General features: G+C 74.1%; 31 protein-coding genes. 12 read left to right on the top strand and 19 right to left on the bottom strand.

Going from position 1 to position 23,570, the window contains the following annotated elements; translation table 11 throughout:
- Positions 1-10: 10 nt before the first annotated feature.
- On the top strand, positions 11-409 hold the full coding sequence (locus GA0070562_RS27340) for a VOC family protein (protein ID WP_091427278.1): 399 nt from the start codon (positions 11-13) through the stop codon (positions 407-409).
- Between the two features lie 22 nt (positions 410-431).
- Here GA0070562_RS27340 and GA0070562_RS27335 read toward each other — a convergent pair whose 3' ends face one another.
- Together GA0070562_RS27335 and GA0070562_RS27330 are read right to left on the bottom strand one after the other, a co-directional pair.
- Positions 432-821, bottom strand: a complete 390-nt coding sequence (locus tag GA0070562_RS27335; protein ID WP_091427276.1) for a VOC family protein — start codon at positions 819-821, stop codon at positions 432-434.
- Positions 822-825: 4 nt separating this feature from the next.
- Complete coding sequence (locus GA0070562_RS27330) at positions 826-1,020, bottom strand: helix-hairpin-helix domain-containing protein (protein ID WP_091427275.1); 195 nt, start codon at positions 1,018-1,020, stop codon at positions 826-828.
- 200 nt (positions 1,021-1,220) lie between these two features.
- Between GA0070562_RS27330 and GA0070562_RS27325 the strand changes: the two genes are divergently transcribed.
- Positions 1,221-2,627, top strand: coding sequence for an alpha/beta hydrolase (locus GA0070562_RS27325; protein ID WP_091427273.1), 1,407 nt, complete (start codon positions 1,221-1,223; stop codon positions 2,625-2,627).
- Between the two features lie 12 nt (positions 2,628-2,639).
- Here GA0070562_RS27325 and GA0070562_RS27320 read toward each other — a convergent pair whose 3' ends face one another.
- The 4 genes from GA0070562_RS27320 to GA0070562_RS27305 are packed head-to-tail and all read right to left on the bottom strand — an operon-like array spanning position 2,640 to position 5,401.
- Positions 2,640-3,707, bottom strand: coding sequence for a hypothetical protein (locus GA0070562_RS27320; RefSeq protein WP_091427272.1), 1,068 nt, complete (start codon positions 3,705-3,707; stop codon positions 2,640-2,642).
- A 33-nt stretch (positions 3,708-3,740) separates the two neighbouring features.
- Positions 3,741-4,061, bottom strand: a complete 321-nt coding sequence (locus GA0070562_RS27315; protein ID WP_091427270.1) for a PadR family transcriptional regulator — start codon at positions 4,059-4,061, stop codon at positions 3,741-3,743.
- A gap of 41 nt (positions 4,062-4,102) precedes the next feature.
- Entirely contained in the window at positions 4,103-4,600 is a 498-nt protein-coding gene (locus GA0070562_RS27310; protein ID WP_091427268.1) for a YcxB family protein, read from the bottom strand.
- Between the two features lie 57 nt (positions 4,601-4,657).
- Positions 4,658-5,401 (bottom strand): SAM-dependent methyltransferase, encoded by a 744-nt coding sequence (locus GA0070562_RS27305; RefSeq protein ID WP_091427267.1) that lies wholly within the window; start codon positions 5,399-5,401, stop codon positions 4,658-4,660.
- A 92-nt stretch (positions 5,402-5,493) separates the two neighbouring features.
- Here GA0070562_RS27305 and GA0070562_RS27300 point away from each other — a divergent pair, with 92 nt between their 5' ends.
- Entirely contained in the window at positions 5,494-5,997 is a 504-nt protein-coding gene (locus GA0070562_RS27300) for a ribonuclease FAU-1 family protein (RefSeq protein WP_091427265.1), read from the top strand.
- Between the two features lie 47 nt (positions 5,998-6,044).
- Here GA0070562_RS27300 and GA0070562_RS27295 read toward each other — a convergent pair whose 3' ends face one another.
- Positions 6,045-6,821 (bottom strand): hypothetical protein, encoded by a 777-nt coding sequence (locus GA0070562_RS27295; protein WP_244253854.1) that lies wholly within the window; start codon positions 6,819-6,821, stop codon positions 6,045-6,047.
- Between the two features lie 113 nt (positions 6,822-6,934).
- On the opposite strand from GA0070562_RS27295, the gene GA0070562_RS27290 reads away from it, so the two are divergent.
- The gene (locus GA0070562_RS27290) at positions 6,935-7,399 is read left to right on the top strand and encodes a MarR family winged helix-turn-helix transcriptional regulator (RefSeq protein ID WP_091427263.1); all 465 of its coding nucleotides are present in this window, start codon (positions 6,935-6,937) and stop codon (positions 7,397-7,399) included.
- Positions 7,400-7,413: 14 nt separating this feature from the next.
- Here the strand turns inward: GA0070562_RS27290 and GA0070562_RS27285 are convergent, their stop codons facing one another.
- On the bottom strand, positions 7,414-7,638 hold the full coding sequence (locus tag GA0070562_RS27285; RefSeq protein WP_091427261.1) for a hypothetical protein: 225 nt from the start codon (positions 7,636-7,638) through the stop codon (positions 7,414-7,416).
- Between the two features lie 116 nt (positions 7,639-7,754).
- Here GA0070562_RS27285 and GA0070562_RS27280 point away from each other — a divergent pair, with 116 nt between their 5' ends.
- Both GA0070562_RS27280 and GA0070562_RS27275 read left to right on the top strand, forming a co-directional pair.
- Complete coding sequence (locus GA0070562_RS27280; protein ID WP_091427259.1) at positions 7,755-8,630, top strand: alpha/beta fold hydrolase; 876 nt, start codon at positions 7,755-7,757, stop codon at positions 8,628-8,630.
- 62 nt (positions 8,631-8,692) lie between these two features.
- Positions 8,693-9,931, top strand: a complete 1,239-nt coding sequence (locus tag GA0070562_RS27275; RefSeq protein WP_208576360.1) for a low temperature requirement protein A — start codon at positions 8,693-8,695, stop codon at positions 9,929-9,931.
- A gap of 2 nt (positions 9,932-9,933) precedes the next feature.
- Here the strand turns inward: GA0070562_RS27275 and GA0070562_RS27270 are convergent, their stop codons facing one another.
- From GA0070562_RS27270 to GA0070562_RS27260, 3 genes are read right to left on the bottom strand one after another with little or no spacing between them, the layout of a single operon-like run.
- Positions 9,934-10,539: a YdeI/OmpD-associated family protein gene (locus GA0070562_RS27270; protein WP_091427257.1), complete on the bottom strand. Its 606-nt coding sequence runs from the start codon at positions 10,537-10,539 to the stop codon at positions 9,934-9,936.
- Between the two features lie 29 nt (positions 10,540-10,568).
- Entirely contained in the window at positions 10,569-11,069 is a 501-nt protein-coding gene (locus GA0070562_RS27265; protein ID WP_254663877.1) for a diguanylate cyclase, read from the bottom strand.
- Positions 11,066-11,434, bottom strand: a complete 369-nt coding sequence (locus GA0070562_RS27260; RefSeq protein ID WP_307800035.1) for a winged helix-turn-helix transcriptional regulator — start codon at positions 11,432-11,434, stop codon at positions 11,066-11,068. The genes GA0070562_RS27265 and GA0070562_RS27260 overlap by 4 nt, the downstream gene beginning before the upstream one ends.
- Before the next feature lie 61 nt (positions 11,435-11,495).
- Here GA0070562_RS27260 and GA0070562_RS27255 point away from each other — a divergent pair, with 61 nt between their 5' ends.
- The gene (locus GA0070562_RS27255) at positions 11,496-12,149 is read left to right on the top strand and encodes an NAD(P)-dependent oxidoreductase (RefSeq protein WP_091427255.1); all 654 of its coding nucleotides are present in this window, start codon (positions 11,496-11,498) and stop codon (positions 12,147-12,149) included.
- Here GA0070562_RS27255 and GA0070562_RS27250 read toward each other — a convergent pair whose 3' ends face one another.
- Positions 12,150-12,806 carry an HAD family hydrolase gene (locus GA0070562_RS27250; RefSeq protein ID WP_091427254.1) on the bottom strand — a complete coding sequence of 219 codons (657 nt, stop codon included), beginning with the start codon at positions 12,804-12,806 and terminating at the stop codon, positions 12,150-12,152. It abuts the gene before it with no gap.
- 62 nt (positions 12,807-12,868) lie between these two features.
- Here GA0070562_RS27250 and GA0070562_RS27245 point away from each other — a divergent pair, with 62 nt between their 5' ends.
- The 3 genes from GA0070562_RS27245 to GA0070562_RS27235 all read left to right on the top strand — a co-directional run bounded on the left by GA0070562_RS27245 (position 12,869) and on the right by GA0070562_RS27235 (position 15,181).
- On the top strand, positions 12,869-13,450 hold the full coding sequence (locus tag GA0070562_RS27245; protein WP_244253855.1) for a carboxymuconolactone decarboxylase family protein: 582 nt from the start codon (positions 12,869-12,871) through the stop codon (positions 13,448-13,450).
- Between the two features lie 73 nt (positions 13,451-13,523).
- Complete coding sequence (locus GA0070562_RS27240; RefSeq protein ID WP_091427252.1) at positions 13,524-14,498, top strand: DUF1152 domain-containing protein; 975 nt, start codon at positions 13,524-13,526, stop codon at positions 14,496-14,498.
- 38 nt (positions 14,499-14,536) lie between these two features.
- Positions 14,537-15,181 (top strand): alpha/beta fold hydrolase, encoded by a 645-nt coding sequence (locus tag GA0070562_RS27235; protein ID WP_091427375.1) that lies wholly within the window; start codon positions 14,537-14,539, stop codon positions 15,179-15,181.
- On the opposite strand, the gene GA0070562_RS27230 is transcribed toward GA0070562_RS27235, so the two are convergent.
- Complete coding sequence (locus GA0070562_RS27230) at positions 15,166-16,437, bottom strand: MFS transporter (protein ID WP_091427250.1); 1,272 nt, start codon at positions 16,435-16,437, stop codon at positions 15,166-15,168. The two genes, GA0070562_RS27235 and GA0070562_RS27230, sit on opposite strands and share 16 nt — an antisense overlap.
- Positions 16,438-16,551: 114 nt before the next feature.
- Here GA0070562_RS27230 and GA0070562_RS27225 point away from each other — a divergent pair, with 114 nt between their 5' ends.
- Positions 16,552-17,478 (top strand): LysR family transcriptional regulator, encoded by a 927-nt coding sequence (locus GA0070562_RS27225; RefSeq protein WP_175438891.1) that lies wholly within the window; start codon positions 16,552-16,554, stop codon positions 17,476-17,478.
- Here the strand turns inward: GA0070562_RS27225 and GA0070562_RS27220 are convergent, their stop codons facing one another.
- From GA0070562_RS27220 to GA0070562_RS27210, 3 genes are read right to left on the bottom strand one after another with little or no spacing between them, the layout of a single operon-like run.
- A complete protein-coding gene (locus GA0070562_RS27220) occupies positions 17,479-18,246 on the bottom strand; it encodes a class I SAM-dependent methyltransferase (RefSeq protein WP_091427249.1) in 768 nt (255 codons plus the stop codon).
- A gap of 33 nt (positions 18,247-18,279) precedes the next feature.
- The gene (locus GA0070562_RS27215) at positions 18,280-19,050 is read right to left on the bottom strand and encodes a maleylpyruvate isomerase N-terminal domain-containing protein (RefSeq protein WP_091427246.1); all 771 of its coding nucleotides are present in this window, start codon (positions 19,048-19,050) and stop codon (positions 18,280-18,282) included.
- Complete coding sequence (locus GA0070562_RS27210) at positions 19,047-19,601, bottom strand: P-loop nucleotide/nucleoside kinase family protein (protein ID WP_091427244.1); 555 nt, start codon at positions 19,599-19,601, stop codon at positions 19,047-19,049. Before GA0070562_RS27210 ends, GA0070562_RS27215 begins: the two co-directional genes overlap by 4 nt.
- Before the next feature lie 37 nt (positions 19,602-19,638).
- Here GA0070562_RS27210 and GA0070562_RS27205 point away from each other — a divergent pair, with 37 nt between their 5' ends.
- Positions 19,639-20,403: a class I SAM-dependent methyltransferase gene (locus tag GA0070562_RS27205; protein WP_091427241.1), complete on the top strand. Its 765-nt coding sequence runs from the start codon at positions 19,639-19,641 to the stop codon at positions 20,401-20,403.
- Between the two features lie 4 nt (positions 20,404-20,407).
- Here the strand turns inward: GA0070562_RS27205 and GA0070562_RS27200 are convergent, their stop codons facing one another.
- The 3 genes from GA0070562_RS27200 to GA0070562_RS27190 form a co-directional block, all read right to left on the bottom strand.
- Positions 20,408-21,499: a winged helix DNA-binding domain-containing protein gene (locus GA0070562_RS27200; protein WP_091427371.1), complete on the bottom strand. Its 1,092-nt coding sequence runs from the start codon at positions 21,497-21,499 to the stop codon at positions 20,408-20,410.
- 84 nt (positions 21,500-21,583) lie between these two features.
- Complete coding sequence (locus GA0070562_RS27195; RefSeq protein ID WP_139135502.1) at positions 21,584-21,802, bottom strand: hypothetical protein; 219 nt, start codon at positions 21,800-21,802, stop codon at positions 21,584-21,586.
- 48 nt (positions 21,803-21,850) lie between these two features.
- The gene (locus tag GA0070562_RS27190; protein WP_091427236.1) at positions 21,851-23,530 is read right to left on the bottom strand and encodes a long-chain-fatty-acid--CoA ligase; all 1,680 of its coding nucleotides are present in this window, start codon (positions 23,528-23,530) and stop codon (positions 21,851-21,853) included.
- Positions 23,531-23,570 lie beyond the last annotated feature (40 nt).

The raw sequence follows: 23,570 nt of genomic DNA, 5'->3' as shown, positions 1-23,570 counted from the left end.
GGTGGGACGCATGGCGCCCGTTACCGGACTCGACCATGTCGTCATCGCCGTGTCCGACTGGCGGGCCGCCACCGGCTTCTATCGCGACGTCGTCGGCGCCGAGGTGATCGGCGTCGGCGGCGACCGCGTCGCCTTCCGGATCGGCCCCCAGCAGTTGAGCGTGCACGGGCCGGGTCTCGACCTCGGCGGCAACGTCGCCCGCGTCCCGGTGCGCCCGGGCAACAGCGACGTCTGCTTCGTCTGGGCGGGGCCGATCGAGGAGGCGGTGGCGCACCTGCGGCGGCACGGCGTCGAGGTGGAGACGGGACCGGTCCGGCGGGTGGGTGCCGGTGGCACCGGGACCAGCGTCTACTTCCGCGACCCGGACGGAAGCCTGCTGGAGTTCATCTCCTACGAGGAGACGCCGTAACGGTGGCCGGTCAGAGCGGGATTCACATCGGCCCGCCCACCGGCGACGCCCAGGTGGGGCGCCGGATCAGGCAGAACGGGTGGCCCGCGGGGTCGGCGTACACGTGGTCGCCCGGCAACCGCCGCGCGCCCAGCGCGAGTACCGCCGCGCCCGCCGCGTCCTGGTCGTCGACCATCACGTCCAGGTGCATCTGCTGCGGCACCGCCGGATCCGGCCACGTCGGCGGCGTCAGCCCGGAGGCGCGCTGGAACGCCAGCCCGGACGCCGCCGTACTCGTCGACACGACGGCGAAGTCGTCGTCCGCGTAGGTGATCGGGTCGCCGAGGACCGCGCTCCAGAACCGTGCCTCGGTCATCGGATCCGGGCAGTCGACGATCAGGTGGTGGAGCCTGCCGAGCGGCACCGCGATCACCTCGTCAGCTCAGCCGCAGGTCGTGCTCGTCGAGGGCGGCCTCGATGACGTCCAGCGCCTTCGGCCCCATGCCGTGCAGGCGGGCCAGCTCCGCGCGCGGCACCCCGGCGAGCCGGCGCAGCGTGGTGTAGCCGGCGGCGGTCAGCGCTCTCGTGGCCGGTGCGCTGATCTTCGGCAGGCGGTCCAGGGACGACGTCATCGCCCGATGCTAGACCGCTAGGACCAGGCCCGATGTCCCTCCGAGCGCCCGGCCGCCCCGGACGCGAACTCGTCGCCTTCATGTGGCCCTCAGGGCGGACTCGGGGAGAAGGCCCGATGGGCGTATCGGGGCGTTTCCGTATAGGACTCGGGTGGGACGCCGCTGAAGAATCGACGAGTATCCACACACCGGGAGGTGCCGTGTTCCGACGTACCGTGGCCGTCGCTCTGGCCGCGCTCACCGTCCTGGCGGGACTGCCCGGCGTGGCGCGCGCCGATGGTCCGCCGCAGCGGCTCGTCTGGGGCGAGTGCGCCGACGACCTGCCGAACGTCCCGCCGGACGAGCGCGTGCGATGCGCCCGGCTCCGCGTGCCGGTGGACTGGGCCCGGCCGAACGGCCCGACGTTCGAACTCGCCGTGGCACGTCGGCTCGCGCGAGCGCCGGAGCGGCGGGTGGGCACGCTGGTCTTCGGGCCGGGCGGCCCCGGCGACTCGGGGGTGGAGCGCATCCGCAAGGGCGACCGGTTCAGCGGCGAGCTGCTGGACCGGTTCGACCTGGTCAGCTTCGACCCGCGCGCCGTGGCCCGCACCGCCGCGCCCGTCTGCACGCCGGATCCGGTGCTGCGCAAGCCGCCCGTCCCGCTGACCGGTCAGGCCGACTTCGACGCCGCGGTGGCCTACAACAGGGCCCTGTGGAGCAGGTGCCGCCCGACCAGCCCGGTGTTCGACCACGCCGACACGCTCAGCACCGTCCGTGACCTCGACGCGTTGCGGCGGGCGCTGGGGGAGCGGCGGCTGTCCTTCCACGGAAGCTCGTACGGCACACTGCTGGGCCAGCAGTACGCCGAGCGGTACCCCGGCCACGTGCGGGCCGTCGTGCTGGAAGGCGTGTTCGACCACAGTCTCGACGTGCGGTCCTTCGTGCGGACACAGGCCGCCGCGTTGCAGGACTCGTTCGACGAGTTCGTGTCCTGGTGCGACAGGTCGGCGGACTGTGTGCTCCACGAACGGGACGTGCGGTCGGTGTGGGCGCGGGTGCTGGCCCGCGCGGACCGTGGCGGGTACGCGCCCCGTACCGCCTTCGACGTCACCGCCGTGGCACTCGGCCTGCTCGCCGGCCCGCGCTGGCCGCAACTGGCCGCAACCGTGCGGGACATGGACGCCGGCACGCCGCCACCGGAGGTGAACCTCCCGCTCTCGGTCGCGGCGTTCTGCGCGGACCGGCCGGCGCGGGTGCGCGACTACACCGACTACGCCGGCCTGGTCCGGGACGCCGTGGCCGTCGCCCCGGACGTCCGGTACGGCGCCGGTCTGCTGGCCGTGCAGACCTGCCTGGGCTGGCCGTCCCCGGTCCGCAACCCGCCGCGCGCGCTGAACGTGCACACCCGCACGCCGCTGCTGCTGCTCAACGCGCGGCACGATCCGCGCACCGGCTACGCCTGGGCGGAGAACGTCGCCCGGCAGTTGGGCCGGCACGGACGTCTGGTCACCTACGAGGGCTGGGGCCACGGCACCTACCAGCGCACCGCCTGCACGGAGGCGGTGGTGGACAGGTACCTCGTCGACCTGACGGTGCCCGCCCCCGGCACGCGATGCCCGGCGAGCTGACCCGGCGCGCCGCTAGAGCGCCGGTCCCGGGTCCGACGCGCCGGCGAGCGTACGGGCCGCCGGGCGCCGGTGCGGCAGCGCCGCCAGGCCCAGCACGAGCAGCAGCAGGACTGTGCCGACCAGGAACGGCAGTGACAAGGCGGGCTGGCCGAGCCACTCCCACGGCACGTGCCAGCGCGGGTGCGGCTCGTCGAGGTGGTGCGTCAGCATCAGCGGCGCGCCGAGCAGGATCGGCGCGGCCCAGAACACCATCGCGACGCCGTACAGGATCTTCGCGGGCCCCTGCACCAGCGGGCGCCGTCCCTCGGTGCGCCGGCTGGCCCAGCCGAACAGCACCCAGCCGCCGGCAAGGCCCAGCACGAAGCCGAGCAGCCCGGCGGGGTAGGCGGTGCCGGGGGTGGCGCGACTGAGGGTGACGTTCGTCGAGCCGTCGGCGGTGAGTTCCACGGCGAGGATGTGGTCGCCGCGTTCGGCGTACACGGTGATGTCGGAGGGGATGGACGCCGGGTCGCATTGCGGGGTGTCGGGCACGCAGTCGTAGGCGTTGGCGTAGAAGGGCTCGTGGCGCTTCCACCCGGCGGCGTCCAGGCGTTTCCGCAGGTCGGTGAGGCCACCGGCCGGCGTCTGGTCGAACGACGCGGTCAGCTCCGCCAGTGCGTACTCGCCGCCGTCGCCGAGCAGCAGCTCGGACAGGAGATCCTCGCCGAGCGGGTGCCCGTAGATGAGGAACACGGCGGGCGGGTCGTCCTGGTCGATGTGGCCGGCCTGCCGGTCCGGATAGAGCTGTCCCACCACGGCGGCCAGGTCCCGGTGGTCGAGCGGACGGGAGCCGAGCCAGGCGAGCCAGGTGCCGAACGACGCGGCGAACAAACCGCAGACCACCGCGAAGACCGACGCCCAGGCCACGACGGTACGGCTCGCCGGTCGTCCCAGCCGGGCGCGCAGACCATGGCGTACGAGATTCGCCGCCATCCGGCTGCGCCGGTGGGCCGGGCCGACGTCCCGTACCGTCTCCAGGATCTCGGCCCCGCGCGTGCGGCGGTAGTCACGGGGGTAGGCCAGCAGCAGCCAGCGGTGCACGGGTTTCTCCCTACGAGGCCGTGACGGTGGGGGTCAGGCGGTGCGGGGCCGCAGGGCGCGCAGCCGGGTCTCGGCGGCGGACGCGAGCTGCCGCAGCCGCTCGGTCTGGCGTGCCAGCTCGGCCTGCCCGTCGGCGCGCAGCCGGTAGTAGCGGCGCAGCCTGCCGTCGACCACCTCTTCGTGGCTGGGTTCGACGAGGCCCTGCACGACCAGGCGGTCCAGGGCGGCGTAGAGCGTGCCCGGCAGCAGGTTGACGCGACCGCCGGACAGGCCGGCGACGTCCTGGATGATCCCGTAGCCGTGGCGCGGCTCGTCGGCCAACGCGGTCAGGATCAGGAAGGTCGCCTCGCGCATCTCACTCACCGAGGCAACATATACAGTCAATCAATACATCGTCAACGGTCGTCGAGCAGTTGCCGCTCCGCCAGGAAGGCGCGCAGCGTCCCGGCTTCCTCGGCGGACATCAGCCAGCGGGGGATCACAGTGGCCGGCATCCGTCCCACGTACACGATCCAGAAGTCCGTGGTCTCGGTGACCCGCGTGACGCCGTCCCAGGCGATGCCGCCGGACTCCGAGCCGCTGCGCATCATGATGTTGCGGTCGTCGATGTCGTAGCCGCCCTCGACGGCGTAGCCGCCGGAGCGGCGCCGGGCCCGCCACCGCACCCACGGCGCGTACAGCATCGACAGCACGCCGGCCACGACGAGCGCGGTCCACAGCGACGCGAAGCGTTCACCCCGCTCCGACGCCTGCGAGGTGACCCACCCGATCACGCCGATCGCGGCGAGGGCCGCGCCGATGTAGCCGAACCGGCGCAGCCGGGCGGCGGCCAGCGCGGCGGCCACACGGGCCGGATAGGCAGGATCGGCCGGTACGGCGAAACGGATCTGCACGCCCGAACGATAGTGCCCCGCCCGCCTGTCCCGGACTGGACCCGCGTGGCGCGCCGGTCAGATCCGGCGCAGCACCAGCGTCACGAACCCCAGCACGCCGCGGTATCCGCGCAGCCACTGGTCGCGGTGCTCCCGGGCGGCGGCCAGCGCGCCGGCGGCATCCGGGTGACCCGGGTTGTCCAGCGCCCACTCGGTCAGCGAACCGGTCCACGACCACTCGTAGTCGTCCCACTCGGCGGCGTCGCTGACGTGCGCGTACACCGGGGTCCAGCCGGCCTGCTCCGCGGCCGTGACCAGACCGGCGAGGTCGGTGTGGTCCTCGGGCTTCGCGCCCAGCGCCGCGAGTGCCTCCGGCGTCGGCGGCACCTGCCAGAAGCCGTCGCCCACCATCAGGATGCCGTCGGCGTTCACGTGCCGGCCGGCCAGTTCCAGCGTCCCGCCGAACCCGTCGAACGCGTGCGTCGACCCGACGCAGAGCACCAGGTCGTAGTCGCCGTCCGGCACGTACGACCGGGCGTCGCGTTCGTGCAGCGTGAGCCGGTCGGCGAGACCGCGCACGGCGGCGGCATCGGTGGCGCGTTCGAGCGCGTGCGGGTTGAGGTCCACGCCGTCGGCGTGCCCGTCCGGGTGGTGCGCGAGTGCCTGCAACGCCCAGGCGGCCTCGCCGCAGCCCAGGTCGAGGATCCGGGCCGCCGGCCGGCGACCGGCCCGGCGCAGCAGCCGGTTGACGTTGACGCCGGAGAGCGGGGCCGCGATCGGGTGGTGCGAGTGCGCGATGCTGCTCAGCCGTTGACGGTCCATCGTCGCAGTCAACACGAGGGCGCCCCGCCCGCGCACCCCGGTTGCCGTGGCGGGGGAAGCCGGGCTGCCCGGCGTGCCCCTAGGGTGACGGCATGGGCGGGAGCGGAGAGACCGTGCGTCTGCAGAAGATCAAACGCCCTGGTGGGGGGTTCTGGTTCGACCTTCGTCAGGTCGGGCAGGACGACGACGGGACGTGGCTGCACGGGCCCGTGGGTTCACCATGGGGCGCTCCGCACGAGTGCGGCGTCCTGGCCGTACCGGTCGTGGTGTTGCTCTCGGCAGGCCGTCCGTGGGCGACATGGTGGGTCGGCGACCCCGCCGACGAACGGATCGAGATCGACGTCTGCCTCCCGCCCGAGGTCGTCGGCACCGGCTGGCGGTACGTCGATCTGGAACTGGACCCGGTGCGCCACGAGCGCGACGGCCGGGTCGAGATCGAGGACTGGGACGAATACGACGAGGCGTGCCGCGACGGCTGGATGACAGCGGACGAGGCGGATCTCGCACGGACCACCGCGGAGCGCTGCGCGGAGGACCTCCGTCGCGGGCAGCCGTTGCTGTCGCGCGGATGGCAGCGTCTTCGGCGGCCGGACTGACACCGGGCGCCGCCTCTCGACGTTCCCGTCCACAGTGACGGCGACAATCAGGTGCGGCTGATGACCGTCGCGTCGTCGGTGGCCACGCCCTCGCGTGCCTCCGCCTCGCGCACCCGGCGGACCACCTCGGCAGGGCCGTCGGCCTCCAGCAGGCGCAGCAGCCCCGGCCAGCCGGTCAGGCCGAACGTGTCGACGAGGCGGCTCGCGCCGTTGCTGAGCAGCGCCGCCGTGCGTACGTCGTCGGCCGGGCACTCGCCGGTGACGGCCTCGTCCACCACCCGGGGGTCGTCCTTGGCGACCCAGAACCCGCCGGGGCTGTTCCGCCGGGCCCGCAACTCCATGAACAGCCGCCGGTACTCGTCGCCGCCCTCGGGCACGTCCCTCAGCCGCTCCTCGAAGGACCGGGCGATCACCACCTCCCGCGGATCGTGGGCGACGACGGGCTCGCCCACCGCCCGGCCGACCACCGCGACCGCGTCGCCGAGGACCAGGTGCTCGACGGTCCCGCCGGAGAACCGGAGCATCGCCACCGCGGCGAACGGGCTGATCGGGTGGGTGACGTCGCAGGTGTCGCGGTGCTGGTCGGTGACCCGCTCGATGCCCTCGGCCAGCACGCCGCGCAGGCTCCGATCCTCGGACAGCGCCCCGAGCAGCGCGCCGCCGAGCCGGGTCGCGTACCAGGCGATGCCGTGGTGGCAGACCTCGTCCGCGCCGGAGATGCCACCGGCGCCGTCGACCAGCACCATGCCGCAGGGGACGGCGCCGGCGAAATCCTCATTGGTACGGCCGGGATGCCCCGCGTCGGTCGCCATCGCTACCCGCATGCTCCCCATCATGCCTGCGTCGGCGGCCATGCGGTGCCCCGCGAGGCTTGACCTCAAGCGCGGTTGAGGTCCTAGCGTCGTGCTCACCCGACCACTGCCGGAGGTAGACCACCATGACGACGCCGCACCTGTCCGACGCCGAACTCGCGGGCCAGCCGGCCGCCTACTGGACGGGCGTCGCGTACGAGTCGCTGATCGCCTTCACCCGCGCCCGGCAGGCCGAACACGGCTTCACCCAGCCCCAGTTCTGGCTCCTGCGCAACCTTTCCCCGAACGACCTGCTGCCCGGCGGCGGCGGGCTGACCGTCCCCGAGCTGCGGCAGGCGATGGCCTCGTATCTGCGGGCCGAGGACGACCTGGACGCCGAGGCGGAGGTGCTGCGCGAACGCGGCTGGCTCAGCCGCGACGCCGACGGCCGGCTGCGGATCACCGAGGCGGGGGAGGCCGCCCGGGACCGCCTCAAGCAGCACGCGCCGGCGATCCGCGCCCGGATCCACGACGGCGTCGACGACGCCGACTACGTCACCACGCTCAAGGTGCTCCGGCAGATGATCCGCAACACCGGCGGCACCGGGTAGCGAACCGGCCCGACTCAGGACGCCCGTAGCCGCCGGACGGCCCGGCGCACTCCCTGATGGAGCAGCACGCCGGCGCCGGTGTTGACGACCGCGAGCACCGCCGCGCCGAGCAGTCCGGCGCCGACGGCCATCACGTCGGCCGCGACCAGCACGGCCGGCCAGCCCAACGCGGCGGCGGCGAGCGACGACCGCCACCAGCGCCCGAGGAGAACCCCGAACAGAATCAGCACCGGGATCATCGCGGACGACCTCCCACCGTCGGCTCGTTCGAGCGTACGCCCAGGCCATCCCCCGTCGGTCGTCGCGACTGCCGGAATCGGCCGTACGGGCACGCCCGGGCCGCCAGGATGAGGTGATGCGCGCCAGTCAGAAGATCCGCCACCGGCACGCCGACGTCGACGGCCTGGAGGTGTTCCTCCGCGAGGCCGGACGCCCCGGCGACCCGGCGGTGCTGCTGCTGCACGGATTTCCCAGCTCGTCGCACACGTTCCGCGAGGTCATGCCCGCGCTCGCCGAGGTCGCGTACGTGCTCGCGCCCGACCTGCCCGGCTTCGGGATGTCCTCGTCGCCCACCGTCGCCGAGTACGACTACACGTTCGAGAACCTGTCGTGGACGGTCGAGCGCCTCCTCGGCCGGCTCGACGTGGACCGCTTCTTCGTCTACCTGCACGACTTCGGCGCGCCGGTCGGATACCACCTGGCCACCCGCGCCCCGGAACGGATCCGCGGCCTCGTCGTGCAGAGCGGCAACGCGCACGCCGACGGGCTCGGCGCGCAGTGGGACACCGCGCGGGCGTACTGGGCGGACCCGGGCGAGGCCACCCGCGCCGCGCTGCCGGACTGGCTGACCTTCGCCGGCACCCGGGACCAGTACCTTGCGGGGCTGCCCGACCACGTACGCCGGTTGCAGGCGCCCGAGGCGTGGCACCTGGACTGGGCGCGGATGACCCGGCCCGGCAACGTCGAGGCGCAGTTCGCGCTGTTCACCGACTACGCGAACCACGTCGCCCGGTTCGGCGAGATCGCCGCGTACCACAGCGCCCACCAGCCGCCGGCGCTCGTGCTGTGGGGCCGGCACGACGCGTACTTCGACGTGGACGAGGTGCTCGCGTACCACCGCGCGCTGGACCGGATGGACGCGCACATCTACGACGGCGGCCACCTGCTGCTGGAGACCCACGCGGCCGAGTGCGCCGCGCTCATGCGCGCGTTCGTGCGGGACAACTCGTGAGCGGGGAACCCGCCGAGCTGGCCCCGCGGCTGAGACACGAGCTGTACCACAGGCTGCGGCCGATGACCGGTCGTGACCCCGGTGAGAAGGGCCGGTCCACCACGCCGCTGGAGCTGCTGTACGACCTGACGTATGTCGTCGCGTTCGGCGCCGCCGCCGACCAGCTCGCCCACGGCATCGGCGACGGGCACGTGGGAGCGGCGCTCGGCGCCTACGCGTTCGCGATCTTCGCGGTGACGTGGGCATGGATCAACTTCACCTGGTTCTCCTCGGCGTACGACAACGACGACGCGTTGTTCCGCGGCGCGACGCTCGTCCAGATGCTCGGCGTCGTCATCCTCATCTTCGGGCTGCCGGTGAGCTTCGACGACACCGCCGAGGGCGGCAGCCCGAACAACCTTCTGCTGGTCGTCGGCTACATCGTCATGCGCGTACCCATCATCGGGCTGTGGCTGCGCGCCGCCCGCCAGGACCCGACGCACCGCCGGACCACCGTCGCGTACGCGGTCACCATCGCCGTCGCGCAGGTCGGGTGGTTGCTGTCCGCGATCCTCCCGCTGCCGGTCGGCGTCGTCGTCGCCGCGCTCGTGCTGCTGGCCCTGGCCGAGATGGTCCTGCCTGTGGTGACGGAACGGCGGCTCGGCAGCCCACCGTGGAACGCCGGTCACCTGGCCGAACGGTTCAGCCTCCTGACGCTGATCACGCTCGGGGAGGTGGTCGCGGCCACGACCGCCGCCGTCGGGGCGCTGATCCGGGAACAGGGGTGGAGCGTCGCCGCCGTCGTGATCATCGCGTCCGGGCTCGTCCTCGCCGCCACGCTCTGGTGGGCGTACTTCCTCGTGCCCTCCCGGCCCGTCCTGGAACGGCGGCCTGCTCGCGCGTTCGCGTGGCGCTACGCGCACCTGCCCGTCTTCGGCGCCATCGCCGCGGTGGGCGCCGGGCTGCGCGTCGCCACCAGCGCGGTCGAGGAGGAGAAACTCTCCGTCCTCCAGGTGGCGCTCTCGCTCGCGGTGCCGACGGCCGCGCTGCTCGTCATGATCTTCGTGACGTGGAGCGTGCTCCTGCACTCCTACGATCTGACGCACGTGCCGCTGCTGGTGGCGTCGCTCGTACCGCTCGCGGCGGCCGTCGCCGTCCCGTCCGTGCTGGGCGCCACCGGGCCGGTCCATCCGGACGACCGGGCCAGCCTGACCGCGCTCGTCGCCGCGATCGCGTTGGTCGCGCTGTCGGGGATCGTCGAGGTGGTCGGGCACGAGACGGTCGGCTACCGGCACACGATGCGGGCGCTGGACCGGGGCTGACGTCACGACGTGCGCGAGGGCTTCGCCTTCTGCGGGTGGATCGTCTCATGGCGGGCCAGCATGGCGACGAACTCCCCGATCTTGCGCTGCCGGGTCTCCGCGCGCTTGACCGCGTTGAGCCGGTGGATGAGCGCGAACCTGTTGGCGCTGGTGAGCACGTCGAACATGGCCTGGGCGGCGGGCTCGACGGCGATGGCGGCGAGCAGGTCGGCGGGCACCTCGGCCTCCGACGGCGGCGCGTAGGCCGCCGCCCACCGGCCGTCCGCCTTCGCCGCCTCCACCGCGGCCCGGCCCGCGGGCGTCATCCGCCCCTCCGACTCCAGCCGGGCCACGTGCGCGACGTTGCGCTGCGACCAGGCGCTGCGCGCCCGGCGCGGGGTGTACCGGATCCAGGAGCTCTCGTGGTCGCGCTTGCGGGCCTGCCCGTCGATCCAGCCGAAGCACAGTGCCTCGTCGACCGCCTGCTGCCAGGTCAGCGTCGTGATCGTGCCGCCCTTGCGGCCCAGCGCCAGCCAGACACCGGGCGACGTGTCGTGGTTGGCGGACAGCCACGCGCGCAGCGCGTCCGCGTCGGGCACGATCAGCTCGTCCAACTCCTCGCTCGCCATGGCCGGAAGGCTATGCCAGGGGTACGACGCTACGGCCGGGCCCGCAGCTCAGCCGCCCGCTGGTCGCCCTCGGGCGACGAATCGCCCGCCCGCTGCTCGCCGTCGGTCGAGGGGTCGGCCGCCCGTCGCAGCCGCCGTCCGGCGACCAGCATCGCCACGCCGGCGCCGGCGAGCCCCGCGCCGAGCAGCCCGCCCGCGACCCCCGCCGCCGGATCGCGCTCCCGGAACGCGTACGTGACGGCCGACGTGAGGATCGGCGCACCGAGGGCGATGGCCATCCAGCCGCCGAGGATGTCCTCCTTGTCGGCGAAGGCGTTCGTGGTGATGAGGAAGAGCAGCACCATGGCTGCGGCGAGGCCGACGAGGAACAACGCCGCGAGGACCAGCGCGGGGTCGCGGGGGAGCAGCCCGGCGGCCGCGGCGAGCACGTAGATGATCGCCGCCGCGATGAGGTTCGCGAGGACGTTCGTCATCACGTTCGCGATGAACCTTCGCAGGCCGCCGCGCCCGGCGCCGGTCGGTGTCGTCACGACGTCCGCGAATCGTTCGACCGGCGGGCGGCCAGCAACTCGTCCAGGTGCCGCTCGCTCCATGACCGGGCCGCCGCGACGAGCGTCAGCAGGCTGCGGCCCAGCGGCGTCAGCGCGTACTCCACGCGCGGCGGGTTCTCGTCGTAGGCCGTGCGTGTGACCAGCCCGTCGCGTTCCATCGCCCGCAACGTCTCGGCAAGCACCTTCGGCGTGATCGTGCGCAGCGGCACCCGCAGCTCGGTGAACCGGCGCGGCCCGTGCTCCAGGCACAGCACCACCATCGCGGTCCACTTGTCGCCGATCCGCAGCGGCATCACCCGCGACGGGCACGCGGGATCGAACATGTCCGGATCGAGCGGCGTCACCGTCAAAGCGTAACGCCGGTACCGTTGCGGTAACCGGCACCCGGCGCTCTAGCGTCGCGCCATGACCAGCATCGCCGTCCTCGGCGCGGGCGGCCGCGCCGGCCGTGCCGTCACCGCCGAGGCAAACCGCCGCGGCCACCGCGTCACCCCGGTGGTCCGCGACCCCGCCCGCCACCCCGACCTCACCTCCGCGGTACGCGGCGACGTCACCGACCCGGAGGCGGTCGCCTCCATCGGGTACGGGCACGACGCCGTCGTCCACGCGGTCAGCCCGGCCTCCGGGCCGGAGGCGCTCGCCGCCGCCGGCCTCGATCCGGAGTTCTTCGTCCGCGCGGCCGACGCGCTGCTGCACGGCCTGGCCCGCTCAGGTGTGCCGCGGCTCGTGGCGATCGGGCTGTTCGCCACGCTCACCGACGCGCACGGCCGGCCCCTCTACGACGACCCGGCCGCCCTGCCCGCCGAGTTGCGGCCGTTCGCGCTCAGCCACGCCGCCGGCCTGGACCGGCTCCGTGCGGCGGACACCACAGTCGACTGGCTGGTGCTCACCCCGCCCGCCGCGCTCGACGTGGACGGCGCTCGCACCGGCCGTTACCGGCTCGGCGGCGAGCAGGCCCCGGCGTCGGCGCACCTGTCGTACGCCGACCTGGCGGTCGCGGTGGTCGACGAGATCGAGTCGCCGCGCCACCACCGCACCCGGGTCTCCGTGTTCGGCTAGCTAGCCGCCCGCGCCGTTGTGCCGCGCGACCAGGTCCGGCAGCTCGTCCAGCGAGTCGATGCGGAACAGGCACCGGTCGGCCACGCCCGGCAGGTCGAGGATGTGACCCCACGGGCCACGCCGGATCAGGCACGCCGCCATGCCGGCGGCAATCGCCGGCGCGGCGTCGTTGTCCGGCCGGTCACCGACGTACAGGATCGCCGACGCGTCGCCGCCGCCCTCGCGGACGACCCGGGCGAAGAACTCCGGCGCCGGTTTCGCCACGCCCCAGGCCGCCGACGTGCCGATCACGTCCACCGGCAGGTCCAGTGCCCGCAGCGTTGCCTCGGCGTGCTCCGGCTGGTTGCCGGCCAAGCCGACGCGCAGTCCCTGCTCCCGCAGGGCGGCCAGGCACGCCCGCGCGTCCGGGTAGAGATCGTCGGCGCCGAACGACTCCGGGTCACCGGCCGCGACCCGGCGCGCGAGTTCGGCGGTGAGATCGAAGTCGGGCCGGAAGGCCCGGAACACCTCCTGGTAGTCCAGGCCACGGGCGATTACCGCGCCGAAGACGGCGGAGAACGTGTGCCGTGGAACGCCCAGCCAGTCCGCCCAGGTCGCGAACTCGCGCGTCTCGTCGAGAACCGTCCCGCCCACGTCGAAGAAGACCGCCCGGATCATCAGCGGATCGTACTGTCGTTGATCAGCCAGTGGGGGACGCCCGGGTGGCGCAGACTGCCCGCATGAACCCCGCCTTCCTCCCCGAACCGCCGCAGAGCCCGGCGGCGAAAGCCGCGTACGAGGACGACCTCGCCGCCGACGGCTACGTCAACAACCTCACCCGCGTCTGGTGCTGGCGTCCGGACGTGCTGATGTCGTTCCAGAACACGCGCACCGAGTTGCTGTCCGAGTCCACGTTGTCCTCACGGGAGGTGGCAGTGCTGGTCGCCGCCACGGCCGCCGCCCGCGGCGACTCGTACTGCGCGCTGGCCTGGGGCGCGCGGCTGGCCGGGATGAGCGACGAGACGACCGCTGCCGCGGTGCTGCGCGGCGACGAGGCGGACCTGTCCGAGCGGGAGACGGCGCTCGCCGACTGGGCCCGCCGGGTCGTGACGGACCCGAACGCCACCATCGAGGCCGACACGCAACGCCTGCGCGACGCCGGCCTGAGCGACCGGGAGATCTTCGAGGCGACCACGCTCATCGCGTTCCGGCTGGCGTTCTCCACCGTCAACGACGCGCTCGGCGCGCGACCGGACGCGCAACTGGCGGAGAAGGCGCCACGGCTCGTCCGGGAGGCGGTCACCTTCGGCCGCCCGGTCTGAACGAGCGGGCCCCGACCATCGGCCGGGTGGCCACGGGACAGCGGCCCGTCAGGCGACCGGAGATCATCATCTGGTGACCGACACCGCCGCGTACACCTTGGCCGTTCCGCCGCTGTTCGCCGCACTGGCCCCGGCACGTGACGTCCTGATCGCCGGCGCCGGTGGCGGCTTCGACGTGTACGCCGGCCTGCCGCTGGCGCTGGCGCTGTGGCAGGCCGGCAGGCGGGTGCACCTGGCCAGTCTCTCCTTCTCGGAGCTGGAACTGCTCGACCGGCAGGTGTGGGTGGACGAGCACGTCGCGGCGATCCGGCCGGACACCCTCAGCCCCGACTGGTACTTCCCGGAGGCGCACCTGGCCCGCTGGCTGGCGGGCCGGGACCTGCCGTCGACCGTATACGCCTTCCCGCCGCTGGGCGTGCAGCCGCTGCGCGAGGCGTACCGGCACCTGGTCGACCGGCTCGACGTCGACGCGATCGTGCTCGTGGACGGCGGCACCGACATCCTGCTGCGCGGCGACGAGAGCGGCCTGGGCACACCGGTGGAGGACATCACCAGCCTGGCCGCCGTGGCCGGGCTGGACGTGCCGGTCCGGTTGGTGAGCAGCCTCGGGTTCGGCATCGACGCGCACGACGGCGTCAACCACGTCGAGGTGCTGGAGAACCTGGCCGCGCTCGACCGGGAGGGCGGCTACCTCGGCGCGCTGTCCATTCCGGGCTCCAGCCGTGAGGCGGTGCTCTACCGCGAGGCGGTCGCGCAGGCCCAGGCCGCCACCCCGCACCGGCCGAGCATCGTCCAGGGGCAGATCGCCGCCGCCACCGGCGGCGCGTGCGGAGACGTACGGTTCAGCCGGCGCACCGGCCACGGCGACCTGTTCGTCAACCCCCTCATGGCGATCTACTTCTCCGTCGACCTGCCCCGGCTCGCCGCCCGCTGCCTCTACCTCGACCGGATCGAGAACACGATCGGGCGGCGTCAGGTCGTCACCCGCATCGAGGCGTTCCGCGACGAGCTGCGGGCCACCCGGATCCCGCGGGCGTATCCGCACTGATGGCCACGCATGTCGTACCGGTGTGGGAGGGTCCGGGCATGACGACGTTCGTGCTCATCCACGGTGGCGGGGGCAGCGCGTGGGACTGGCATCGGCTGGTTCCCGAGCTGGCCGCCCGGGGTCACGACACGGTGGTGCCGGAGCTGCCGATCGGGGACCGGTCGGCGGGGTTCGCCGACTTCCGCCAGGCGGTGATCGACGCCGTCGGCAATCGCGACGACCTCGTGGTGGTCGGGCACTCGTACGGCGCGTTCACCGCGCCGCTGGTCGCCGACCGGCTGCCGGTGCGGCTGCTGGTCCTGCTCACCCCGATGATCCCGCGGCCCGGTGAGAAGCCGGGGGAGTGGTGGGGCAACACCGGCTACCGCGAGCCGGAAGGGGTCAGCGAGGAGCAGCAGTTCTACAACGGCGTGCCGGCCGAGATCGTCGCCGAGGCGCCGGCGCACGGCCGGCAGCAGGTCAGCGCGGAGTGGGACGAGCCGTGGCCGTCGGCCACCTGGCCGGCCGTGCCGACGAGGGTGCTCATCGGCCGCGACGACCGGTTCTTCCCCGCCGACTTCCAACGCCGGGTCGCCGCCGACCGGCTCGGCGTGGTTCCGGACGAGATCGACGGCGGCCATGCGGTCGCGCTCAGTCATCCGGGCCCGCTCGCCGACCGGCTGACCGCCTACCTGGCGGTCTGACCGTCCGGCCGCCGGGTTCGGGAGACCGCAGCGGCCGGGCGTGCGGGCTCCGGGTCGCGCGTGTGCCGACGGGTCGGCAGCAGCAGCGGCGTGGCGAGCAGCAGCACCCCGGACGCGGTGATCGCGGCGAGTGGGCCGACAACAGTGGCGAGGACGCCCCACGCGGTCATCAGCGCGGCCTGGGTGAGCCGGCCGGTGACGCTCCACGCGGTCAGGACCTGTGCGGTGTGCGCCTGCGGGGTCCGGCGCAGGCGCTCGGTCGCGTAGATCGGGTTGAACACGCCCATGCACGTGATGAGCGCCGACTCGACGGCGATCACGGTCAGCAGTCCGGTGGTCCCCGGGTGGGTGAACGCGAGACCGAGCGGAACGATCGACCGCAGCCAGCCGGCCACCGTCATCACCCGCCGCCGCCCGTACCGCCGCACGAGGCGCGGGCTCAGTCGTGCGCCGAGCACCCCGCCGAGCGCGGAGACGCCGAAGACCAGCCCGTACTGCCAGGCCGCCACCCGGTACTCACCCAGCAGGAGCACCGCCAGCAACGGCGCGGTCGCCATGATCAGGCCGCCGACCAGCACCGAGTTGAGGAACAGCCGCCACAGCACCGGGTCGTGGCGCACGAACCGCCAGCCCGCGCCCAGGTCGGCGGCCCGCGAGCCGCTCGCCGGGACGCGGGACGCCGCCGTGTCGCCGCCGCGAATCCGCCGCACCGCGAACGCCGACAGCAGATGGCTCACGGCGTCGGCGGTGATGGTGACGACCGGGCCGAGCAGCCCGACGAGCGCGCCCCCGAGCGGCGGCCCGGCCGCCGTCGCGGCCCAGCTCGTCGCCTCGAACCGCCCGTTCGCCGCCAGCAGCCCGTCACCACGGACCAGGCTCTTCAGGTACGCCCCGGACGCGGCGGTGAACGTGATGCCGGCCGTCCCGCAGACCACCGCGACGACGAGCAACTGGCCGTAGGACAACACCCCGAGCGCGTGCGCGGCCGGCACGCTCGCCAGCGCCGCGAACCGGACCAGATCCGTCGCGACCATCACCGGCAGCTTGGGCCGGTGGGCCACCCACGGGCCGAGCGGGACCGCCAGCACCGCCGCCACGGCGAGCCCGGCCGCCTCCAGGAGCGACACCGCGAACGCCGACGAATCCAGCACCCGCACCGCGATCAGCGGAAACGCGCCGAACGCCAGCCAGGTGCCGTACGTGCTCGCCGCGTAGGCCGACCACAGCCACCCGAAATCCGATCCCAGTCTCCGCACGCCCCGCCCCCGTCACCGATGCCCCGCGCATCAGACCGGCCGCGCTGGTGCCGCAGCAAACAACCGCCGCCCGGCGCGCCACAACCGTCGGCTGGGGCCGCCTACTGTGGGCCGGTGGACAGCGAGGCGGTGCGGTCGTTCGTGCGGGCGGCCGAACTCGGGCAGTTCCGGCACGCCGCCGACGAGCTGGGCGTCACCCAGCAGGCCGTGTCGAAGCGGATCGCCGCGCTGGAGCGGGAGCTGGGGGTGCGCCTGTTCACCCGTACACCCCGGGGGGTCGAGCTGACAGGCGACGGCCTGGCGTTCCTCCCGCACGCCCGGGGCGTCGTGGCCGGCGCGGACCGCGCGGTCGCCGCGGTCCGGCCCGGCGCGCGGGCGCCCCGCATCGACGTGCTCGGCCTGCGCAGCGCGCAGGCCGTCCTGCTGCACGACTACTGGCGTTCGCACCCGGGCGTGGACCTGGACGTGGTGACGCTGCGGGTCGACGACCCCCGGCAGGTCGCCGCAGCGGTTCGGGCCGGCGACGTGGACGCCGCGTTCCGCACCGTCACCGACCCGGCCGCGCTGCCGCCCGAGGTACGGATGGTCCGCGCGTTCGACTCGCCGCTGCAACTGCTCGCCGGGCCCCGGCATCCGCTCGCGTCCGCGCGCACGCTCACGCCGTCCCAGCTGCGCGGACACCGGCTCCGGGTGCCGGGCATCGTGCCGGGCAGCGAGTGGGGCGAGTTCTACGAGCAGCTCGCCGACGCCTTCGACCTGTGGGTGGACGCGACCGGGCCGAACTTCGGCACCGAGGTGCTCCTCGACACGCTCGCGGACTCGGCGGACGTGGCGACGCTCGTCGGCGCCCGGGACCGCTACCTCTGGCCCGCCGGCCACGACCTGCGCCGCATCCCGATCGCGGGTCCGGTGCTCGCGTACCCGATCAACCTCATGCTGCCCCGGACCGGCCCGCACCCGGGGCTGCGGCCGGTGATCCGCCACTTCGCGGGCCTGCCGGCGCTGACCGGGCCGGTCTGGCGGCCCTCGTGGGCCGGATGATCAGGACCGCGGCAGCCGTCGCGCCAGGTGGACCGTGACGTCGGCGGTGACCTCGACCGTGCCGGGCAGGGCGTCCCGGACGCGGCGGAACACCTGCTCGCGTACCTGCGGCGGCAGTTCGAGATAGGCCGAGACGGTCGACAGGAGACCGACGTAGTCGTCGGCGCTGATCGTGATCCGCCGCTCGATCTCCGACTGGCGCACGTCGGCGAACCACTCGGACGCGCGCAGCTCGGTGCCGGGCCACTGCATGCCTGCCGACGGCGGCGTCCCGTCCGGCGACGGGATCTCGTCGTCGGCGAGGAACTCGGACCGGGCCGCGGCCACCGCGTCGCGCAGCGCCGGGTCGGCCAGCCGCAGCGGGCCGCCGAACGAGGCGAACACGCCACCGGGCGTGAGCAGCCCGGCGATCCGCTCCCACCGCCGGTCCGGGTCCGTCCAGTGCAGGGCCGCCGCCGCGTACACCAGGTCGTGGCGCTCGTCGGCGCGCAACTGCTCGAACGCGGCCTGCCGGACCCGGACGTCCGCGGACACGTGCCGGCGCAGCTCGGCGAGCATCGCGGCGTCCGGGTCGGTGGCGGTGACCGCGATGCCGCGCCGGGCGAACAGCCGGGTGGCCTTGCCGGTCCCGGCCCCGATCTCCAGGGCGGTCCGGACGGGCCGGTCCGCGTACGCCAGCACCAGGTCGGCCAGTTCCTCGGGATAGCCGGGGCGGAAACGCTCGTACGCCTGCGCGGCCGCTCCGAAGCTCAACGCACGACCCGGCATGCCGGCCATCCTCCCACGATCAGGCCGTCGCCCCTACGCGTCCGGGTCCCACGCCGCGATCCGGTCGATTACCCGCCGGTCGCCCTCGAGGCTGAGCGCGTCCAGCGGTGTCCGGCCGTAGAAGGCCAGGACCAGATCACCGGCGCTGGAACTGGCGGCGGTGTCGGCCGGACCCGCATCGGCTCCGGCGGGCAGGCTGGTGACCCGTACGCCGTCGGGGGAGAGCCGCACGCGCCACCATCCGCCCTCGGTGACGTGGTAGTCGAGGACGGCAGGCTCGTACGGCCACGGCACAGTGGTCGCGCAGCAGGTGGACAGGAAGTCCTCCACGCCGTCGAGGGCCACCTCGACCGGCACCGGCTGCGGCGCGCCCACGGTGAGCTGGGCGTCGTAGGTGTGCACCGCGATCTCCTGGAGCTGGTGCCGGGCGACGGCGCCGCAGTTCTGCGGCGACTGCGACGTGTCCCACCACGTCCAGCAACCGCGATCGGGGCCGGCGTCGCGCAGCGCGACCAGCAGCCGCTCGGTGGACTCGGCCAGCCAGTCCCGCAGCGCCGTGCGCTCCCGGGGCGCGCCCGGCCCGTCCGGCGTGGCCCGTCCGGACGCCTCCGGTCCGGCCGCGACGGTGGCCGCCCACGAGCGGCGTCCCTCGCCGATGTGCCGGGCCAGGTCGAACAGCGTCCACTCGGGGCAGGTCGGCACCGGCGCGTCGAGGTCCGGCGCGGCGGCGACCGCGTCCCGGAACGCGGCCGCCCGGTCGTCGATCAGCCGCAGCCGATCGGCAAACGTCAGGGGTTCGGTCACCCCGGCTGTCTACCACCGTGCCCGGAGGCCCGACAGCGAGTTTCGGCGCGCACGTGCGCGGCGACGGCGTCGGCCACCTGCTCCGGCGGGGCGGAGGCGTCGATCCGACGGGCGTCGGTCACCGACGCGAACGTGGCGAGCGCCCGGGCGACGTGGTCGTGCCGCCAGGCGCGCGCGCCGACCTCGACCTGGTCGGTGTCGATGCGGGCCCGCAACCGGTCCTCGGGGAGCGTGAGCACGACCTCCCGGACGTCGACGCCTGCGGCGCGGATGCCGCCGAGGATCTCCGCGCGGTACGCCGGGTCGAGCAGGCTCATCGGCACGATCCAGACGCCCGCGTGGTGCCGGTCCAGCCCGGTGACCGTCTGCACGACGAGGTGACGCCACAGCGGCAGGTCCTGGAAGTCTCCGGTGGGGGAGGTGACGAACGCGGTGAGCATCGAGCCGAGGAACTCCGGGTCGAACAGCCGCGCGTCCGGCAGCGCGTTCGTGAGCAGCCGCGCGGTGGTCGTCTTGCCGACACCGAACGCACCGTTGATCCAGACAATCATGACGGTGATCGTGCCAGTGGGCGGCTAGCCTGACGCGGTGGGATTCGATGTCGGCGCGGACGCGTACGGCCGCTTCATGGGCCGCTTCGCCGAGCCGCTGGCGGTGCGCTTCGCCGACGTGGCGGGCGTCGTGCCGGGGCTGCGGGCGCTCGATGTCGGCTGCGGCACCGGAGCGCTGACGGCGGAGCTGGCCGCCCGGCTGGGGCCCGCCGCGGTGTCGGCTGTGGACCCGTCGGCGCCGTTCGTCGCGGCGGCCCGGGAACGGCTGCCCCAGGTCGACATCCGGCGGGCGTCGGCGGAGCTGCTGCCGTTCCCCGACGGCGGCTTCGACGTCACCCTCGCCCAGCTCGTCGTGCACTTCATGACGGACCCGGTCGCCGGCCTGCGGGAGATGGCCCGCGTGACCCGTCCCGGCGGCGTGGTGGCGGCCTGCGTGTGGGACCACGCCGGTGGGCGTGGGCCGCTGACCGTGTTCTGGCAGGCGGTCCGGTCGCTCGACCCGGACGCGCACGACGAGTCGGGGCTCGCCGGGGCGCGGGAGGGCCACCTCGCCGCACTGTTCGCCGCCGCCGGCCTGCGGGACGTGCGGTCGTCCATGCTCACCGTCGAGGTGAGCTTCGCGAGCTTCGACCAGTGGTGGGAGCCGTACACGCTCGGGGTGGGCCCGGCCGGGGACCACGTCCAGCGGCTCGACGCGGCCGGCCGCGCGACGTTGCGCGACCGGTGCGCGTCACTACTCGGCGAGCGGTGGCCGGTGGAGGTCAGCGCCTCGGCCTGGACGGCGATCGGCCGGACGCCGTAGACGGTCAGCCGGCGAAGTCGACGCCGGCCAGCGGCACCCCCCGGTACGCGGCGAGGCGCTCGGCCTCCGCCACCACCGCGTCGCGTGCGCTGCCGGTGAGCTTGCGCCACTGCTGAACGGCGACGGTGAAGGTCCGGCCGGACTTGCGGGGCCGCCACGTGCCGGCCAGCTCCCCGTCGGCCAGCACCGCGCCGGGGCGGCCCAGTACCGGCCACAGCTCCTTGACGCGAGTCGCGTCCGGCACCAGCGTCGCCCGGTCCTTCGCCTGGAGGAACAGGTCGAACGGGCCGAGCAGGCGCGTCGTCGTGGTCTCGGCCGACGCCAGCGCGGCCTCGTCGGCGGCGAGCAGCCAGCGCGTCTCGCCGTCGACGCTCACCTCGACCGTGTCGCGCGGCCAGCGGGCCTTGACCTCCTTGACCGGGGCGTCGAGGTAGTCGGCCACGTGCTTCGGGGTGGCCGGGCCGAGCAGCCGCAGGTAGGCGCGGACGAGGTCGAACCGGTCGCCGGGCGCGGCGGCCGGACGGAAGGCGCGGATGCGTTCCAGGACCGGCGGCGACGTGTCGAGCCGCAGTTCCAGGCCGGCGCGTACGGCGGCCAGCCGGAACGGCATCTCGTAGAGGTGGGTCGCGTTGCACGGCCGGCAGAACCGCAGGTAGGGCTTCGGCATCACCTCGGCGAGCCGCCCGGAGACCTCGCCCTTGACCGTCGGCTTGCGGACGACCTCCCGCATCCGCGCGGCCACCTCGTCCAGCGCGTCGAGGATGCCGATGCCGGCGGCCTTCAACGGCTTCGCCGCGTCGTAGATGCGCTTGCCCGCGTCGGCGTCGGAGAACGGCTCGACCGCGGCGGCCACCGCGCCCACGTCGGCGCGGCGGTAGAGGTGCGGGGCGCCGCGTACGGTCCAGAGCATGACCACGTCGTCGCCGGTCAGCGGAGCCACGTCGACACCGCGCGCGGCGAGCGCCCACCGGCCGCCGTCGGGGCCGGTGTCCTGCACGCCGATGTCGAGCACGGCGGTGTCGGCCAGCGAGCCCTCGGCCCGGTCGAGCTGCTGGGCGCGCACGCGGAAGGCCATCACCTGACGTCTGTCGACCATCGCCACAGCGTAGGCGCCGGCACCGACACGTCCGGCGCACCGACACGTCCGGCGCTGCGCGCGGACCGGCGTGGCCGGGTGCTGTCAGCGCGCGGCGCGCGGCACGGAGTCCGCCCGCTTGTCCGGGCCGGAGCGCTTGAGCAGGAACACCCCGCCGCCGATGAACACGACGCTGAGCACGATCCCGACCAGGTTGCCGTCGGCGAGCGTGGCGAAGATGCCGAGCAGGCCGAAGATGACGGCCACGCCGCCGACCAGGCGCATGAGGTAACGACCGACTGACTTGCCCCGTGAGTCCACCATGGATTCTCGTCTACCCCCGCCGCCGCGCCGGCAAACGGGCGGCCCGCGTCAGCGGTCGGCGAGCAGCCGTTCGCGGACCTCGCGGCGCAGGATCTTGCCGATCTGGGAGTACGGCAGCTCGTCGACGATCACGACCCGGCGCGGCACCTTGTACCCAGCCAGGTGGGTGCGGCACGAGGTCCGGATCGCCTCCGGGTCGCCGGCCACCGCCGGGTCGACCACCACCGCGGCGACGACCTCCTCACCGTCGTCGGTGGGCATCCCCACGGCGGCGGCCTCGCGTACGCCGGGAACGCGGCGCAGCGCCTCCTCCACCTCGGACGGGTAGACGTTGAAGCCGCCGGTGATGATCAGTTCCTTGATCCGGTCGACCACCGTCACGAAGCCGTCGGCGTCCATGGTGACGATGTCGCCGGTACGCATCCAGCCGCCCGGCAGCAGCACCTTGGCGGTCTCCTCGGGCCGGTGCCAGTAGCCGGAGAACACCTGCGGGCCGTGGACCAGCAGCTCACCGGCCTCGCCGGGCGCGCGGTCGCGGCTCGGGTCCTCCGGGTCGACGATGCGCACGTCGGTGGAGGGGAACGGCACGCCCACGGTGCCGGGGCGGCGTGTCGGCGCGACCGGGTTGCCGACGGTGATCGGTGACGTCTCGGTCATCCCGTACCCCTCGACCAGCAGGCCGCCGGTCACCTGCTCCCACAGCTCCACAGTGGCCGGTGGCAGCGACATCGCGCCGGAGAGCGCGTACCGGATGGAGGTGAGGTCGACGCCGCGTTCGCGGGCGGCGGTGGCGAGCTTCGCGTAGACCGGCGGCACCGCCGGCAGGAACGTCGGCGGGCGGCGGCGGACCGCGTCGAGCACCTGGTCGGCGTCGAAGCGGGGGAACAGCACCAGTGTGGCCCCGATGCTCACGGCGAAGGTGAGGCAGAGCGTCAGCCCGTAGGCGTGGAACAGCGGCAGCACCGCGTACACCGTCTCCGCGCCGTCGCGCAGGCCCGGCACCCAGGCCCGGCCCTGCGCGGCGTTGGCGCGCAGGTTGCGGTGGGTCAGCACGGCGCCCTTGGGCTCGCCGGTGGTGCCGCCGGTGTACTGCAGCAGCGCCACGTCACCGGCCTCCGGCGCGGGATGCCCGGCGGGCAGCGGCCCGGCGGCGGCGACCAGGTCCGACCAGGCCAGCGCGCCGGGCGCGGGGGCGGTCATCGCGGCGCGGGCGGCGCGGACCTTCGGCAGCGGCACCCGCAGCGCCCACCGCTTGAGCCGCGGCAGCGCCGCGGTCAGATCGACCGCCACCACGGTACGCACGGCGCCGCGTCCCGCCACCAGCGGCGCGATCTTGTCCCACGCGATCGCGACCGTCGCACCGTGGTCGGTGAGCTGCCGGTCCAGCTCGTCGGCGGTGTAGAGCGGGTTGTGCTCGACGACCACCGCGCCGAGGCGCAGCACGGCGTAGAACGCGACCACGTGCTGCGGGCAGTTCGGCAGCACCAGAGCCACCCGGTCGCCCGGGCCGACGCCGAGCCGGCGCAGCGCCTCGGCGGCGCGGGCCACCTGGTCGGCCAGCTCGGTGAACGTGGTGGTGGCGCCGTAGAAGTCGAGCGCGACCCGGGGACCGAACCGCCCGGCCGCCTCGGTGAGCAGGTCGACGAGTGAGCCGTCCGGCTCGGCGATCTCGGCCGGCACGCCGGGTGCGTAGCTACGGGTCCAGGGTCGCTGGGCGGTCGCGTCCATCGCCGTTACTCCTCGTCGCGCGGATGACGCCCCCAGCCTA

Origin of the sequence: Micromonospora tulbaghiae, assembly GCF_900091605.1 — a bacterium.
Taxonomy (GTDB): Bacteria; Actinomycetota; Actinomycetes; order Mycobacteriales; family Micromonosporaceae; genus Micromonospora; species Micromonospora tulbaghiae.
This window is presented reverse-complemented; position numbering and strand designations above follow the sequence as displayed.

What these genes read in the sequence shown, in the direction of transcription:
- GA0070562_RS27340 (WP_091427278.1), top strand. Translation starts at nt 11, where the DNA reads ATGGCGCCCGTTACCGGACTCGACCATGTCGTCATCGCCGTGTCCGAC.
- GA0070562_RS27330 (WP_091427275.1), bottom strand. Translation starts at nt 1,020, where the DNA reads ATGACGTCGTCCCTGGACCGCCTGCCGAAGATCAGCGCACCGGCCACG.
- GA0070562_RS27315 (WP_091427270.1), bottom strand. Translation starts at nt 4,061, where the DNA reads ATGCGCGAGGCGACCTTCCTGATCCTGACCGCGTTGGCCGACGAGCCG.
- GA0070562_RS27305 (WP_091427267.1), bottom strand. Translation starts at nt 5,401, where the DNA reads ATGGACCGTCAACGGCTGAGCAGCATCGCGCACTCGCACCACCCGATC.
- GA0070562_RS27300 (WP_091427265.1), top strand. Translation starts at nt 5,494, where the DNA reads ATGGGCGGGAGCGGAGAGACCGTGCGTCTGCAGAAGATCAAACGCCCT.
- GA0070562_RS27295 (WP_244253854.1), bottom strand. Translation starts at nt 6,821, where the DNA reads ATGCGGGTAGCGATGGCGACCGACGCGGGGCATCCCGGCCGTACCAAT.
- GA0070562_RS27290 (WP_091427263.1), top strand. Translation starts at nt 6,935, where the DNA reads ATGACGACGCCGCACCTGTCCGACGCCGAACTCGCGGGCCAGCCGGCC.
- GA0070562_RS27285 (WP_091427261.1), bottom strand. Translation starts at nt 7,638, where the DNA reads ATGATCCCGGTGCTGATTCTGTTCGGGGTTCTCCTCGGGCGCTGGTGG.
- GA0070562_RS27280 (WP_091427259.1), top strand. Translation starts at nt 7,755, where the DNA reads ATGCGCGCCAGTCAGAAGATCCGCCACCGGCACGCCGACGTCGACGGC.
- GA0070562_RS27275 (WP_208576360.1), top strand. Translation starts at nt 8,693, where the DNA reads ATGACCGGTCGTGACCCCGGTGAGAAGGGCCGGTCCACCACGCCGCTG.
- GA0070562_RS27270 (WP_091427257.1), bottom strand. Translation starts at nt 10,539, where the DNA reads ATGGCGAGCGAGGAGTTGGACGAGCTGATCGTGCCCGACGCGGACGCG.
- GA0070562_RS27255 (WP_091427255.1), top strand. Translation starts at nt 11,496, where the DNA reads ATGACCAGCATCGCCGTCCTCGGCGCGGGCGGCCGCGCCGGCCGTGCC.
- GA0070562_RS27250 (WP_091427254.1), bottom strand. Translation starts at nt 12,806, where the DNA reads ATGATCCGGGCGGTCTTCTTCGACGTGGGCGGGACGGTTCTCGACGAG.
- GA0070562_RS27245 (WP_244253855.1), top strand. Translation starts at nt 12,869, where the DNA reads ATGAACCCCGCCTTCCTCCCCGAACCGCCGCAGAGCCCGGCGGCGAAA.
- GA0070562_RS27235 (WP_091427375.1), top strand. Translation starts at nt 14,537, where the DNA reads ATGACGACGTTCGTGCTCATCCACGGTGGCGGGGGCAGCGCGTGGGAC.
- GA0070562_RS27220 (WP_091427249.1), bottom strand. Translation starts at nt 18,246, where the DNA reads ATGCCGGGTCGTGCGTTGAGCTTCGGAGCGGCCGCGCAGGCGTACGAG.
- GA0070562_RS27210 (WP_091427244.1), bottom strand. Translation starts at nt 19,601, where the DNA reads ATGATTGTCTGGATCAACGGTGCGTTCGGTGTCGGCAAGACGACCACC.
- GA0070562_RS27200 (WP_091427371.1), bottom strand. Translation starts at nt 21,499, where the DNA reads ATGGTCGACAGACGTCAGGTGATGGCCTTCCGCGTGCGCGCCCAGCAG.
- GA0070562_RS27195 (WP_139135502.1), bottom strand. Translation starts at nt 21,802, where the DNA reads ATGGTGGACTCACGGGGCAAGTCAGTCGGTCGTTACCTCATGCGCCTG.
- GA0070562_RS27190 (WP_091427236.1), bottom strand. Translation starts at nt 23,530, where the DNA reads ATGGACGCGACCGCCCAGCGACCCTGGACCCGTAGCTACGCACCCGGC.